14 protein-coding genes are annotated in these 13,727 nt (G+C 71.2%); 8 read left to right on the forward strand and 6 right to left on the reverse strand.

What is annotated here, in order from left to right; all coding sequences use genetic code 11:
- Positions 1-387: 387 nt before the first annotated feature.
- The gene (locus ACFC1X_RS09945; protein WP_376350582.1) at positions 388-696 is read right to left on the reverse strand and encodes a chorismate mutase; all 309 of its coding nucleotides are present in this window, start codon (positions 694-696) and stop codon (positions 388-390) included.
- 336 nt (positions 697-1,032) lie between these two features.
- Here ACFC1X_RS09945 and guaA point away from each other — a divergent pair, with 336 nt between their 5' ends.
- Positions 1,033-2,613: a glutamine-hydrolyzing GMP synthase gene (gene guaA / locus ACFC1X_RS09950; RefSeq protein WP_376350584.1), complete on the forward strand. Its 1,581-nt coding sequence runs from the start codon at positions 1,033-1,035 to the stop codon at positions 2,611-2,613.
- Between the two features lie 24 nt (positions 2,614-2,637).
- Here guaA and ACFC1X_RS09955 read toward each other — a convergent pair whose 3' ends face one another.
- Positions 2,638-3,147, reverse strand: a complete 510-nt coding sequence (locus ACFC1X_RS09955; RefSeq protein WP_376350587.1) for a pyridoxamine 5'-phosphate oxidase family protein — start codon at positions 3,145-3,147, stop codon at positions 2,638-2,640.
- 138 nt (positions 3,148-3,285) lie between these two features.
- Between ACFC1X_RS09955 and ACFC1X_RS09960 the strand changes: the two genes are divergently transcribed.
- From ACFC1X_RS09960 to ACFC1X_RS09970, 3 genes are all read left to right on the forward strand, one after another.
- Positions 3,286-4,089, forward strand: coding sequence for a class II aldolase/adducin family protein (locus ACFC1X_RS09960; RefSeq protein WP_161329277.1), 804 nt, complete (start codon positions 3,286-3,288; stop codon positions 4,087-4,089).
- Positions 4,090-4,300: 211 nt separating this feature from the next.
- On the forward strand, positions 4,301-5,596 hold the full coding sequence (locus ACFC1X_RS09965) for a hypothetical protein (RefSeq protein WP_376350591.1): 1,296 nt from the start codon (positions 4,301-4,303) through the stop codon (positions 5,594-5,596).
- Between the two features lie 172 nt (positions 5,597-5,768).
- Complete coding sequence (locus tag ACFC1X_RS09970; RefSeq protein WP_376350594.1) at positions 5,769-6,305, forward strand: DoxX family membrane protein; 537 nt, start codon at positions 5,769-5,771, stop codon at positions 6,303-6,305.
- A 515-nt stretch (positions 6,306-6,820) separates the two neighbouring features.
- Here ACFC1X_RS09970 and ACFC1X_RS09975 read toward each other — a convergent pair.
- Complete coding sequence (locus tag ACFC1X_RS09975; RefSeq protein WP_376350597.1) at positions 6,821-7,156, reverse strand: ArsR/SmtB family transcription factor; 336 nt, start codon at positions 7,154-7,156, stop codon at positions 6,821-6,823.
- A gap of 171 nt (positions 7,157-7,327) precedes the next feature.
- Here ACFC1X_RS09975 and ACFC1X_RS09980 point away from each other — a divergent pair, with 171 nt between their 5' ends.
- The gene (locus tag ACFC1X_RS09980; RefSeq protein ID WP_376350600.1) at positions 7,328-8,470 is read left to right on the forward strand and encodes an FAD-dependent monooxygenase; all 1,143 of its coding nucleotides are present in this window, start codon (positions 7,328-7,330) and stop codon (positions 8,468-8,470) included.
- 304 nt (positions 8,471-8,774) lie between these two features.
- Here the strand turns inward: ACFC1X_RS09980 and ACFC1X_RS09985 are convergent, their stop codons facing one another.
- Both ACFC1X_RS09985 and ACFC1X_RS09990 read right to left on the reverse strand, forming a co-directional pair.
- Entirely contained in the window at positions 8,775-9,023 is a 249-nt protein-coding gene (locus ACFC1X_RS09985; RefSeq protein ID WP_376350602.1) for a hypothetical protein, read from the reverse strand.
- Positions 9,010-10,452, reverse strand: a complete 1,443-nt coding sequence (locus ACFC1X_RS09990; RefSeq protein ID WP_376350605.1) for a PspC domain-containing protein — start codon at positions 10,450-10,452, stop codon at positions 9,010-9,012. Before ACFC1X_RS09990 ends, ACFC1X_RS09985 begins: the two co-directional genes overlap by 14 nt.
- Positions 10,453-10,632: 180 nt before the next feature.
- Here ACFC1X_RS09990 and ACFC1X_RS09995 point away from each other — a divergent pair, with 180 nt between their 5' ends.
- The 3 genes from ACFC1X_RS09995 to ACFC1X_RS10005 are packed head-to-tail and all read left to right on the forward strand — an operon-like array spanning position 10,633 to position 13,245.
- Positions 10,633-11,925: a PspC domain-containing protein gene (locus tag ACFC1X_RS09995; RefSeq protein WP_376350608.1), complete on the forward strand. Its 1,293-nt coding sequence runs from the start codon at positions 10,633-10,635 to the stop codon at positions 11,923-11,925.
- On the forward strand, positions 11,922-12,668 hold the full coding sequence (locus ACFC1X_RS10000) for a response regulator transcription factor (protein ID WP_122615817.1): 747 nt from the start codon (positions 11,922-11,924) through the stop codon (positions 12,666-12,668). Before ACFC1X_RS09995 ends, ACFC1X_RS10000 begins: the two co-directional genes overlap by 4 nt.
- A 10-nt stretch (positions 12,669-12,678) precedes the next feature.
- The gene (locus tag ACFC1X_RS10005) at positions 12,679-13,245 is read left to right on the forward strand and encodes a chloramphenicol phosphotransferase CPT family protein (protein ID WP_376350610.1); all 567 of its coding nucleotides are present in this window, start codon (positions 12,679-12,681) and stop codon (positions 13,243-13,245) included.
- Here ACFC1X_RS10005 and ACFC1X_RS10010 read toward each other — a convergent pair.
- Entirely contained in the window at positions 13,239-13,685 is a 447-nt protein-coding gene (locus ACFC1X_RS10010; RefSeq protein ID WP_376350613.1) for an ATP-binding protein, read from the reverse strand. The two genes, ACFC1X_RS10005 and ACFC1X_RS10010, sit on opposite strands and share 7 nt — an antisense overlap.
- Positions 13,686-13,727: the final 42 nt, after the last annotated feature.

Genomic DNA, 13,727 nt, shown 5'->3' on the forward strand with positions numbered 1-13,727 from the left:
GACTACGGCCGCGGGGCCCTTCCTCAGCCAGCACCGGCGTCAGGGCAGCGCCGGTGCCTCGGAGCGGCGCCGGGGGGTAGCGCCGCTGGTCCTGAGGGCTGTGGTTCTGAAGGTGTTCCGTCGGCCGGCCCCGGGCGTCCCCGGAGCCGGCCGTTCTCTTGGGTGACCGGGCTGCTGTCCCCTGCCGTCCGGTCACTTGTCTGGAGCGAGGTCCCACGACGTACGGCACGATCCGCACGTCTCATCGCTCCAGCGAGCCACGCGTGGTTCTCTCGGGCCCGCCCCTGGCTGACACGGACACCGGGACAACGAAGTCGCTCGCGCCGCGGTCACGCGCCGTACGGGTGAGACGGCGCCCGAACTCAGATGCGAGATCGGCTACGACCCTCAGACCCGCCCGCGGCACAGCTCCAGCATCGTCATCGCCAGCGCCGTACCCGGCTTGCCCAGCGCCGACCTGTAGTGGTCGAGGACCGCCATCTCGCGGGAGAGGTTCACCCGCCGGCCGCCGGAGGTGATCCGCGCCTCCTGGATGACGGCGGAGACCGCCATCCGTTCCTGGATGAGGCCGATGATCCGGTCGTCCAGGGCGTCGATGCGCTCCCGGGCGCCGGTGATCACCTCGACGGCCTCGGTGGTGCGCGCGCCGGTCTTGTCCGCGGCGGTGACGGACTCGGCTGCTGTGGTGACGGTCATGTCGGTGGCTCCTCGCCGGTGGGTGGCGGTGCCCCGGACCGGCAGGGTCCGCAAACGCCAGGCGCCCCGGACCTTGTCGGCCCGGGGCGCCTGGGAAGTCGCTTGTCAGTTGCTCAAGCAGCACGACCATGGCAGCCGGTGGGCCGGTTGCCATAGGTAAACAGGAAGACCTGGTGCGTGAGCATGGCGCCAGTATGCCCGCGAGGACCGACGGTGTCCAAGCCGGGTCACGCACCGGGCCGCGCACCGGCCACGCACCGGGCCGGGACGGGCCACCCGCCCGCCTCGGTAGAATCGGCAGCACAAGACCCCCGCCCGACCGCCGGAAGGCACCCCGTGTCATCAGCGACTCCCGCTGCCGCCGCCCCCGACACCGTCCTGGTCGTCGACTTCGGTGCGCAGTACGCCCAGCTCATCGCCCGTCGTGTCCGCGAGGCGCGGGTCTACAGCGAGATCGTGCCCAGCTCCATGCCGGTCGCGGACATGCTCGCCAAGAACCCGGCGGCCATCATCCTCTCCGGCGGCCCGTCGTCGGTGTACGAGCCGGGCGCCCCGACCCTCGACCGCTCCCTGTTCGAGGCCGGTGTCCCCGTCTTCGGCATGTGCTACGGCTTCCAGCTGATGGCACAGACCCTCGGCGGCACCGTCGACAACTCCGGCGCCCGTGAGTACGGCCGCACCGAACTGTCGGTCTCCAAGCCGTCCTCCACCCTCTTCGAGGGCACCCCGGCCGAGCAGGCCGTGTGGATGTCGCACGGCGACGCCTGCTCCGCCGCCCCCGAGGGCTTCACCGTCACCGGCTCCACCGACGTCGTCCCGGTCGCCGCCTTCGAGAACGACGAGAAGCAGCTCTACGGCGTCCAGTACCACCCCGAGGTCATGCACTCCACGCACGGGCAGCAGGTGCTGGAGCACTTCCTGTACCGCGGCGCGGGCCTCATCCCCGACTGGACCATGGGCAACGTGATCGAGGAGCAGGTCGCGATCATCCGCGAGCAGGTCGGCGACCGGCGCGCCATCTGCGGCCTGTCCGGCGGCGTGGACTCCGCCGTCGCCGCCGCCCTCGTCCAGAAGGCCATCGGCTCCCAGCTGACCTGCGTCTATGTCGACCACGGCCTGATGCGCAAGGGCGAGACCGAGCAGGTCGAGAAGGACTTCGTCGCCGCGACCGGCGTGCAGCTCAAGGTCGTGGACGCGCAGGAGCGGTTCCTCAAGGCGCTCGCCGGGGTCTCCGACCCCGAGGAGAAGCGGAAGATCATCGGCCGCGAGTTCATCCGCGTCTTCGAGCAGGCGCAGGCCGAGATCATCGCCGACCAGGGCCCCGCGGTCGAGTTCCTGGTGCAGGGCACCCTCTACCCGGACGTCGTCGAGTCCGGCGGCGGCACCGGCACGGCGAACATCAAGTCCCACCACAACGTCGGCGGGCTCCCCGAGGACCTCGAGTTCCAGCTGGTCGAGCCGCTGCGCAAGCTGTTCAAGGACGAGGTCCGGATGGTCGGCCAGGAGCTGGGCCTGCCGGAGGAGATCGTCCACCGCCAGCCCTTCCCGGGCCCCGGCCTCGGCATCCGCATCGTCGGCGAGGTCACCAAGGAGCGGCTCGACCTGCTCCGCGAGGCCGACGCCATCGCCCGCGAGGAGCTGACGGCGGCCGGCCTCGACCGCGAGATCTGGCAGTGCCCCGTGGTCCTGCTCGCCGACGTCCGCTCCGTCGGCGTCCAGGGCGACGGCCGCACCTACGGCCACCCGATCGTGCTGCGGCCCGTCTCGTCCGAGGACGCCATGACCGCCGACTGGTCCCGGCTGCCGTACGACGTGCTCTCCAAGATCTCGACCCGGATCACCAACGAGGTCAAGGACGTCAACCGCGTCGTCCTCGACGTGACGTCGAAGCCGCCGGGCACCATCGAGTGGGAGTGAGCGCCGCGGCGGGCGCTACGTGTGCTACGTGCGCTTGACCGTGCGCACCGGCTCACCAGGCTGCCAGATCTCGACGACGAGGTACTTGTCGTCCTCGACGTAGGTCCGCACGACCTCCGTCAGCTCGGTACGGAAGAGGTGGAACGGCTCCGGCGGTTCCACCTCTTTCACGTACCGGGCCCGGGTCGCGGCGTCCTCCACCTCCACCGCCCGGCCGCCGATCCGGACGTCCCCGCCGCCCATGCCGGTGCCGTCCCCCGGGTTCGCCTGCAACGCAAAGCGCGGGTCGCGGCGCAGGTCGAGCGCCTTCACCGACCCCGGCATCATGCCGAGCCACAGCTCACCGTCCAGGAACCGCACCTCCAGGCCGGTGGTACGCGGCGAGCCGTCCCTGCGGAGGGTGGCGAGGACATGGTGCGTGTACGCGCCGAAACGCGCCTCGACGGTGGCGGCCAGCGCGGGTTCGGCGGTGACGAAACCGGCCCAGTTCGTGGGGGTGGCCGAGGGCGCACCCGATGACGTGCTTGAGGTCATACGCCGAGTGTGCGGCCGAAACCCGACACCCTGTGTCGAGTATCCCGCCCGGATCTGTCGCACCGGCCGCACCCCCGGTAACTTCCGGCACGTAAGGCAATTCCAGTGCCGGAGAACATGCCGGAGGACAGAGGACACATGCACGGGACGCCCGGGGCCACTCCGCCCCCGCCGCTGCCCACCGACAAGCTGCGGTTCGCGATGCCGCCGATGCACGACTCGGTCGAGGACGAACGCCGGCACCGCAAGGAACGGCTCGCGGGCGCACTGCGCCTCTTCGGCCGGTACGGCTTCGAGGACGGCGTCTCCGGACACATCACCGCCCGCGATCCCGAGTACACCGACTGCTTCTGGGTCAATCCGTTCGGCATGCCCTTCGCGCACATCACCGTGAGCGACCTCGTGCTGGCCAACTCCGACGGCCAGGTGGTGCAGGGCGGCCACCACGTGAACCAGGCCGCCTTCACCGTGCACTCCCAGGTCCACGCCGCCCGGCCGGACGTCGTCGCGGTCGCCCACTGCCACTCGGTGCACGGGCGCGCCCTGTCGGCACTCGGCGACCTGCTCGACCCGATCACCCAAGAGAGCTGCGCCTTCTACGAGGACCACGCGCTGTACGACTCCTACTCGGGCGTCGCCGTCGACGCCGAGGAGGGGCGGCGCATCGCCCGGGTGCTCGGCTCCGGCAAGGCGCTCGTGCTGCGCAACCACGGACTGCTGACGGTGGGCGACTCGGTGGACGCGGCGGCCTGGTGGTTCCTGTCGCTGGAGCGGTCCTGCCAGGTGCAGCTGACGGCCCGGGCGGCGGGACGGCCGGTGCTGATCGACCACCGCCAGGCGGTGGCGACCCGGGAGCAGCTCGGCGGCGACCTGGTGGCGTGGATCAACTACCAGCCCCTGTGGCAGGAGATCAGCCGGAGCGAGCCGGACCTGTTCGACTGACGCCTTCTCGCGACCGCGTCAAGGCGGTGCCCCGGGAGTCACCCCTGCTGAGCACGAGGGACCGGGGCCGCCCGGCGCGCGGGGGGTGGTGTACGGCACAATTCGCTGTCGCCCCAAGGGACTTACGGACCCGGGGCTCTTTCAGGATGTTCTTCACGGATGTTCTTCACGGATGTTCTTTCGCAGGGGTGCGGGAAGGCGGGCGGCGGGCGTGGCGGTGCAGGAGGCGAGACGCGGGAGCGGCTCGGACAAGGGCGCGATCGAGGCGGCCCACGGCGGCGGCTGCACCTGCGGGGACTGCCCGCACGGCGCCCGGGAGGGGCATCGCCGGGCGGTCGCCGCGTTCCTGCGGCGGCGGGACGAGTTCGCGGCCGGGCAGGGGCTGCCGGCCGCCGTGGCCCACTCGGCCTCCGCCTCCCGCCAGTGGGTCTCCGAGGAACTGACCCAGTCCGCCGAACTCGTCGCCCAACGCGGTCGCGCCGAGGGCGACGCCTGGCTCGCCGGTCTGGGCCGGCGGACCGTGGCGGCCGTGTGGGCGGCGGTCGTCCTGCTGCTGCTCGGCCAGTCCCTCACCGCGATCGGCACCGGCTGGACGGCGGCGCGCACGGCCGGACTCGCCGCCGCGCTGCTGGTGGCCGGGGCGCTGACGGCGGCCTCGTGGTTCCACCGGACGCGGGGCGGAGCGCTGGCCCCGGTCATCGGGGAGGACAACCGCCTCTCCACCTCCCGGGCCGTGGCGGCCGCCTGGGTCCTCCTCGTCGCCTACGCCGTGCTGGTGCTGGCCGGACAACTGGCCCTCGCCTCGGGCCACGACCGGCGGGACGCGCTGATCTCCGGCCTCGAACTCGGCCGCGCCACCGGCGCGGTGACCGTGCTCGCGGTGGTCTGCGGCATCGCCGTCCTGGTACGCCGCGTGGTCGGACTGCGGGTACTGGGCCAGCGCCTCCAGAAGGTGCGGGCGGACCGGCCGCGCGCCTCCGACCTGCTGACCGACGACGCGGGCCGGGGGACCTTCGCCGACATCCAGTACGTCGTGATCAGCGCCGTCGCCCTGGTCTTCGCGGCCGTACGGCTGGCCCGGCGCCCGGAACAGCTCCCCGACCTGCCGTGGGGGCTCGCGGTGGTGGTGCTGGTGTCGGCGGCGACCTACGTGGCCGGCAAGTACGCCGAGGGCGGGCGCCCGGTGATCCTCTCCGTGGTCCGGGCACGCGAGGCCGGTGACCTGGACGGGCCGATCCGCACGGGCGACGACATCGAGATCCGCGGCGCCGGATTCGTACCACCGGGCGCCCAGCGCGCGGACCGCCTGTCCCGCATGGTCGTCCGCATCGGCGCGGTCAACGTCCACGTCCCCCTCGTCCCCGTGACGGGCGGCTTCAGCAACCCCACGGACGACGCGCTGACCGTCCCCGTACCGGCCGACGTGGAACCGGGCCGGGTCGACGTCCAGGTGGTCACCGGCGCCGGAGCCGAGACCAACCGGTACGCGATCGACGTCACGGACTGATCCCACGGACTGATCCCACGGACTGATCCCACAGGCTGACTCCACCGGCGGACGCCAACCTGTCGAAACCGACAGCAAGAAACCGGTTGCGCGAGGGTTGAGCGAGGCCCGCGTGTCGTACGTATGGTCTGGTGGGGGTCTCGGCATGCGCGGCGAGAGGCGGCTGGCAGTGATGACTCACGGTATGCGGGGCGATGTGTACTCCTCCCGGCAGAACGGCGGCGACTGGCGAGACAACGCCGCCCGCTACGCCCTCCTGCCCCTGCGGATCTTTCTCGGCGTCACCTTCATCTACGCGGGCCTCGACAAGCTCACCGACAGCGCCTTCATGAAGGACTCGGGCGCCGGTTCCATCGGCGACATGATGCGGACCGTCCGGGACTCCTCGGCCATCCCCGCGCTGGTCGACATGGCCCTGAAGAGCCCGTCCGGCTTCGGCTACGCCATCGCCCTGGGCGAACTGGCCGTCGGCATCGGCACCCTGCTCGGCCTGCTCACCCGCCTGGCCGCACTCGGCGGCGCCCTGATCTCACTCAGCCTGTGGCTGACCGTCAGCTGGGCCTCCGATCCTTATTACTACGGCAACGATCTCCCGTACATGTTTTGCTGGGTACCTTTGGTGCTGGCCGGGGCACCCTACTGGTCGCTGGATGCCGTGATCAGGGGCCGACGGCGTGGACGAGGACAGGTAGGCGCCCGCAATTACTAGCCTCCTCTTTGAGGCCCTTCCGTGGCTTTCTTCGCGAATCCCGATGAGTTCTTCCCGCCCGGACGGATGGACCTCTGGAGTTCCGTTACGTACTCTGCGATCTCCCGGAGCCTCTGTGAGTTGTTCGACCCTTTGACGTAGTGGTGCTCATGCCGATAGGCAGTCGTGTTCTTTGTGGGGTGACGGGCGGCACCTGGACGCCCGTTCATCTCGCGCTGGAGCTTTTCCCACTCATCGTCCGTGAGAATGGGATCTGCCATCCGGATCTTTCCGTCAGAAGTTGAGATGACTTGGATACCCCGAAGGTTGAGGAAACCTCAGTGGGTGTTGGCGTGAGGGAGCGCGCGCGGAAGTGCTCGGCGCCGATCACGAGCGCGGGGCGGTGGTCGAAGCGACACCGATCCCATTCGTGCCCGCGTCGTGCTCGGCTACCTGCGAGCCGGGCGCGAGCTGGATTCGGTCGAGCTCGCGGCTCAGGGCCGACTCGGACTCCCCTCCGGTGTGCTCAGCTGTGCTCAGGGAGGAGCGGTATCGCCCGGGGGCTCTGCTCCCAGGAGGGCGAGCAGCCCGGGGAATCTCTTCTCGATGTCCGCGCGTCGTAGTCGGATGCCCTTGCGGTTGCCGTAGTCGATCTCGTCAATGAGACCTGCCTCGCGCAGGACGCGGAAGTGGTGGGTCTGGGTCTGCTTCGAGATCGGAAGATCGAACGAGTTGCAGCCCCGCTCGCTGTCGCTGCGGTCGGAGGCCAACTGCGTCATCACCGAACGACGGTGCTCGTCGGCGAGGGCGCGAAACACCGCACCCAGATCGAGCGCATCGGCCTCCGGGCCGTCCAGGTTCCTCCCGGTCACGCGGCACCCCCTTCAGGTACGACTTGAATCGTACCTGAAGGATGTGCTCCACTGAGGTACGAAATCTTTCGTACCTTGGTCCGATGGTGCTGCCCCGTGCCGCCGCGCCCTGAGACCGGCCCCGGCACTCGCCGGGGAACCTGGTCCTCGACACTCCGAGAGGTCATCGTCATGAAGAAGCCCGAGGTGCTGATAGTCGGTGCCGGAATCGCAGGGCCCGCACTCGCGTACTGGCTCTCCCGGAATGGCTACCGGCCGACGGTCGTCGAACATGCCCGGCAGCTGCGCTCCGGTGGTAGCGCGATCATCGTGAAGGGGCCCGCGATCCCGGTCGCCGACCGCATGGGCATCCTCCCGCAGCTCCGCGGGCTCGCCACCCGCAATAGGTCACTGACCCTGCTCGACCCCGGCGGCAGGCGAATCCTGCAACTCCCGCTGACCTCGGACGAGGCGCCGACGGTCGAGGTGACCCGGGCCGACCTGTCCGAGGTGCTCCACCGGTCGGCGCAGACCGAGGCCGAGTTCCTGTTCGACGACACGGTCACCGCTCTCGACCAGGACGGAGGAGGGGTCGACGTCACCTTCCGGCGGTCCGCACCACGGCGCTTCGACTTGGTCGTCGGTGCCGACGGGATGCACTCCACCGTACGGCGCCTGGTATTCGGACCCGAGCGGCAGTTCGCGAGCGACCTGGGCCTGTACGGCGCGACCGTCCCGCTGGAACCCGACGCCATCGAGGACCCGAGCGAGATGACGATGCTGACCGTGCCGAACCGGATGCTGGTCGTCCACCCCTCGCGGACCACTCCGCTCGCGATCTTCACCTTCCGGGCCGCCCATCCGGCCCCCCACGACCGCAAGAACATCGCCCTTCACAAGCAGACCGTGGCCGACGCCTACGCCGACGTGCGGTGGCGGGCACCGGAACTCGTGGCGGCGTTCCTCGACCACCCGGCTCCGTTCTTCGACCCCCTGACCACCATCCGAGTGCCCTCGTGGTCCCGCGGACGGGTCGTACTGCTCGGGGACGCGGCGGCGGCGACAGCCCTGCTGGGCGACGGGTCCAGCATGGCGATGGCGGGCGCGTACGCCCTCGCGGAAGAACTCACCGCCCATCCCGGTGACCACGCCCGCGCCTTCGCCGCCTACGAGTCGCGGATCCGCCGTGAGGTAGGCCCGCGGCAGCGACGCGTCGGTCTGCTCTCCAGGCTCCTGGTGCCCCGCACCCGGCAGGGCCTCGCGGTGCGCAACGCGGTGGGCCGCGCGGTCGGTCGCACGAACCGGATCGCCTCTCGCGAAGCCGCGAACCGGTAGACCGGGTCCGCACCGACCGCTCACCGGTCGGTGCGCAGCACCGCGGTAGCTCTCAGCCGGGGTCGGCGCCGCCATGTCCGACGAGCCCGGCTCGGCGTGGCAGTCACCGCCGATGCGGCAGGTCGGCTGCTGTCGGCCTCACCCACCGTTCCCGGCGCTCGCCACGACAAGGGTGCTGCCGGTAACTGCGCCCCCACGACGCGGAGGTGAAGTGCTGTCGACGCCGCCCTGCGCTCCCGGCGCCGGAACCGGTCGGCGGGCGGATACCGCTGGGAACCACCAACCACCGGCGCTCCTCGGGCCGTCAGCCGAGGAGGTCCGTCCGGGGCTCGTCCGAGTGCCCCGCTCCGCGGGGCGCTCCGCGGCGTCGGTGCACTGAGCGGGCCACGACCCCGACCGCTCCCGCGAGGCAGAGCCCGCCCACGACGAGCGGGATCATCACGTACCACGGCGTGTCCCACAGCCCGCCCGCGTCACCGGCGTAGATGACGCCGGCCAGGATCAGGAAGAGGCCGGCCACCAGTCGTCCGGGCTGGAACCTATGACGCAGCACGGGCCACCTCCGCCTGTCCGAGGCCGATCTGGATGTTGAGGTCCAGCGTGCCCCCGTCCTTGCCGCCCGCGGTGGGGGGCAGGGTGATCTCCTTGTGCTTGCCCGGTGCCACGTCCACGTCCTTCTCGTCGTCGCCGGGCAGCTGGATGTCACCGACGCCCACCTCGACGCTGAGCCGCACGGTCACGTCCTGCGGCACGACGACCTCTATTCGGCCCACGCCCACGTCGGCGCGGGTGGTCACCGTCTGCCCGTCGGCCACGTTCAGCCGGGAGAGGTCGAGGGTGCCGTCACCCACCCCGACCTCGTACTGCTCGCGTACGTCGGTCACCGCCGTCGGCTTCCAGGTGGTCCGGGTCCACTCGGTGCCGACGTCCTTCGGTACGGCCGCCGACCCGGCGAGCAGCCCCGCCGTGATGATCGCCAGGAAGACCGAACCGGCTCCCGTGCGCCCCAGGAAGGCGCTGACGGCGATACCGAGACCGAAGACTGCGAGCGCGCAAGCCAGTCCGGTCTGGAGACTGGTGCCGAGCGGCTGGTCGTCCCAGGTCAGCCGGGTGCCGAGGAAGCCGGCGAGCAGGGCGAAGAGGAACACCCAGCCGCCGATGCCGCGCGGACCGCGCGTCCGCGGGGACCGGGGGGGCCGCTCACCCGGCGGGGTGTGGCCGCCCCGGTGCGGGGCGCCGCGGCCGATGTTGACGGCCGCGGCGATGTCGCGCTCGTCGGAGCCGGGCGGACCCCACAGGTAGCCGGTACCGCCGTCATGGGTGCCGTCCTTGACGATGGGGTCCCGCCACCAGGAGGGCCAGGTGAACATGATCGGGGGCGCCTGCGCCTCCGGCGGGGCGTCCGCGACGGCTTGCGCGGCTATCGGGTCGGGGGCGGGGGTCCTCCGCTGCCGCGACCAGTACCCGGCGCCCGCGAGGAGGAGGGAGAGGACTACGGCGAAGGTGAGCACCCCGCCGTTGTGCAGCATGGTCAGGAAGACTCCGCAGCCGACCAGGGCGAAGAGCACCGCGGCCAGGGCCTGACCGTCGACCCGGCCTGTCAGCAGCTTGCGCACCTCGTTCTCGTCCTCGTCGTCGGCGGGGACGAAGAGCCAGGCGAAGCCGTAGAAGATGAGGCCGATGCCGCCGGTCGCGGAGAGCACGGCGAGGGTGATGCGGAAGATCACCGGATCCAGGTCGCACTGCCGGCCGAGGCCGGCGCAGACCCCGGCGATCGTCCGGTGCTGCCGGTCGCGCCGGAACTCGTGCGGCGGCCCGGGAACCTCGCCGCCGTCGCCGGTCTCGACGCCGCCCGCGCCCGGGTCGGTCGCGGTACCCGTGGCATCCGCGGCGGGCGCGGCATCCTGCGGCCCGGCACCCCGTGGAGGGCGCGGGCCGGAGCCGGGTCCCGGACCCGTCGCGGCGTGCTCGTGATCTGTCATGAGTCCATGGTGACGGGCGCGGCGTCCGGACGGGAGTCGGTTCGACCCTGGTCGGACCCTGATATCGGCCCTGACACGGGCCCCGGGGAGCGTTCGAGGCCGCGGCGGGCCGAAGATCAGGGGAGTCTCGGGGGCCGACCCTGATGCTCCGCCTCCCGCAGCCGTGTGACCATCAGTGTCATGCCGGAAGCCGCAGCAGCACCCCTCGTCGAACCGCGGCCGCCGCGCAAGCTCTACCGCAGCAGCGACGGACGCTGGCTCGGTGGCGTGGCGCGGGGGCTGGCCGGTCATCTCGGCCTGCCCGTCATCTGGGTGCGGTTCGTCTTCGTCGGTCTGTTCATGGCCGACGGACTGGGCGCGCTGCTGTACGCGGCCTTCTGGTTCTTCGTGCCGCTGGGCGTCGGCGGCGTCGACGCCCAGAAGCCGCCGTCCCTCGTCACCGCCGAGACCTCGCCGGACGGCCGCCGCAGACTCGTCGCCCGCAAGCCGGACAAGGGCCAGATCGTCGCCCTGCTCCTCATGGTCGTCGTCGCCCTGGTCTTCGTGGGCAACGTCGACCTCGGCGGCGGAGCCCGCGTCTACCTCTGGCCGACCGTGCTCGTCGGCGCCGGCGTCGCCCTCGTCTGGCGCCAGGCGGACAACGCGCGCCGGGCCCGCTGGGCCGAGGTGGGCCGCCACCGGCGCACCGTCACCCTGCTGCGCTCGGTGGGCGGCGTCCTGCTGGTGACGGCGGGTGTCACCGGCATCTTCGTCCTCCAGGGCTCCGCCGCCCACCTCGGTTCCGTCCTCCAGGCGGCGCTCGCCGTCCTCGTCGGGATCACGCTCCTCGCCGGTCCCTACCTGGTGCGGATGACGCAGGACCTCTCCGAGGAGCGGCTGATGCGTATCCGCGCGCAGGAGCGCGCCGAGGTCGCCGCCCATGTCCACGACTCGGTGCTGCACACCCTGACCCTGATCCAGCGCAACGCGGAGAACGCGGGGGAGGTGCGCCGCCTCGCCCGCGCCCAGGAGCGCGACCTGCGCTCCTGGCTCTACAAGCCGGAGGGCAACGGAAAGGACGAGGACGACGAGCCCACCACCCTCGCCGAGGCCGTGAAGCGCAATGCCGCGGAGGTCGAGGACAAGCACGGAGTCCCCATCGAGGTCGTGGTCGTGGGCGACTGCCCGCTCGACGACAGAATCGGCGCACAGATGCAGGCCGCGCGCGAGGCGATGGTGAACGCGGCCAAGTACGGTGGCGAGGGCGGCGCCGTACAGGTCTTCGCCGAAGTCGAGGGCAGGACGGTCTTCGTGTCCGTCCGCGATCGCGGTCCCGGCTTCGACCTCGACTCGATACCCGCCGACCGCATGGGCGTCAGAGAATCGATCATCGGCCGCATGGAGCGCAACGGCGGCACGGCGCGACTGCGCGCGGTGCCGGACGGCGGCACGGAGGTCGAACTGGAAATGGAGAGGGCGGAGAAGACGTCATGAGCGACCCGACCGAGGCGAACGGTACGGCGGGAGCGGACGAGGCGGCCGAGCCCGCGCAGCCGGCCGGCGGCACCGCGGGGGAGCGGCGCGTGCGCGTGGTGCTCGTCGACGACCACCGCATGTTCCGTACCGGCGTCCAGGCCGAGATCGGCCAGACCGCGCAGACCGGCGTGGAGGTCGTCGGCGAGGCGGCCGATGTCGACCAGGCCGTCACGGTGATCACCGCGACCCGCCCGGAGGTCGTGCTGCTCGACGTCCACCTCCCCGGTGGCGGTGGCGTCGAAGTCCTGCGCCGCTGCGCGCCCCTGATGAGCGACACCGAGCGCCCTGTCCGCTTCCTCGCCCTCTCCGTCTCGGACGCGGCCGAGGACGTGATCGGCGTGATCCGCGGCGGCGCCCGCGGCTACGTGACCAAGACGATCACCGGCACCGACCTGGTGAACTCGGTCTTCCGCGTCCAGGAGGGCGACGCCGTCTTCTCCCCGCGCCTGGCCGGTTTCGTCCTGGACGCGTTCGCCTCGACGGACGCCCCGCCGGTCGACGAGGACCTGGACCGCCTCACCCAGCGCGAGCGCGAGGTGCTGCGCCTGATCGCCCGGGGGTACGCGTACAAGGAGATCGCCAAGCAGCTGTACATCTCGGTGAAGACGGTCGAGTCCCACGTCTCGGCGGTCCTCCGCAAGCTCCAGCTGTCCAACCGCCACGAGCTGACCCGGTGGGCCACGGCGCGGCGGCTGGTGTGACCATGCGTGCATGGCATCCGGTCGGATCATCTTTCTCAACGGCACCTCCAGCTCGGGGAAGTCGAGCATCGCTCAGGAGCTTCTGGCGATCCTGAACGACGGTGTCTTCTTCCACATGGCGGTCGATGGCTTCAACGCGATGCGGACCAAGCGAGACCTCGCGGCCGAGGAGCTCGACGCCGCCTTGCGGCGGACGAGGATGGGTTTCCACCGCTCCATCGCGGCCATGGCCGAGGCGGGCAACGACATCGTGGTCGACCATGTGCTCAGTGAGCCGTGGCGGCTACTCGACTGTCTGAGGGTGCTGCGTGCCGAGGATGTCCTGTTCGTCGGTGTCCACTGCCCGCTGGACGAACTGATCCGCCGCGAGCTGGCCCGGGGCGACCGCCCTTCGGGCCTCGCGGCGTACCAGTACGACCTGGTGCACAGCCACGGTGACTACGACCTGGAGTGCGACACCGGCACGGCCAGCCCACGCGAGTGCGCGCAGCGGATCAAGGAGTTCCTTCCGCACCGCCCCAGTCCCACCGCCTTCACCCGACTCCGCCTGAGGCACGCCGACTCGGCCCTTCACTGATCCTCATCCCGCACGAGTGCCAGCTCACACCACACCTCCTTGCCGATGCCGCAGTCCCTTCCCCGCGCGCCCCAGTCCTCCGACAGCTCTGCCACCAGCGCGAGGCCCCGGCCTGATACGTCGTCCGGGCATGCCGTGGCGGGCACTGGAAGTGTGGCGTCGGCGTCCGTCACCGTGATGCGGAGGCGGTCGTCCGTGAGGACGCAGCGGGCCCAGATCTCGCGACCGGCCGGGACCCGCGCATGGCGGTACGCGTTCGTCATCAGCTCGCTCAGGAGGAGTTCCGCCGTGTCCGTCACGTCCTGCGGCAGCTCCCAGGAGGCCGCCTGTTCGCGGAACAGGGCCCGTGCCCGGCCCACACTTCGGGCGTGACGCCGTAGCCGCCACTCGATGTCCTTCGGGGTCGCTGTCGTAGGCAGTGGCGGCCACGGGGTCTGCATGCGCTGTTCATCCCTTGCGTCGGTGTTTCGCGGTTGGCGAGA

This window comes from Streptomyces sp. NPDC056128 (assembly GCF_042263835.1).
Lineage (GTDB): Bacteria > Actinomycetota > Actinomycetes > Streptomycetales > Streptomycetaceae > Streptomyces.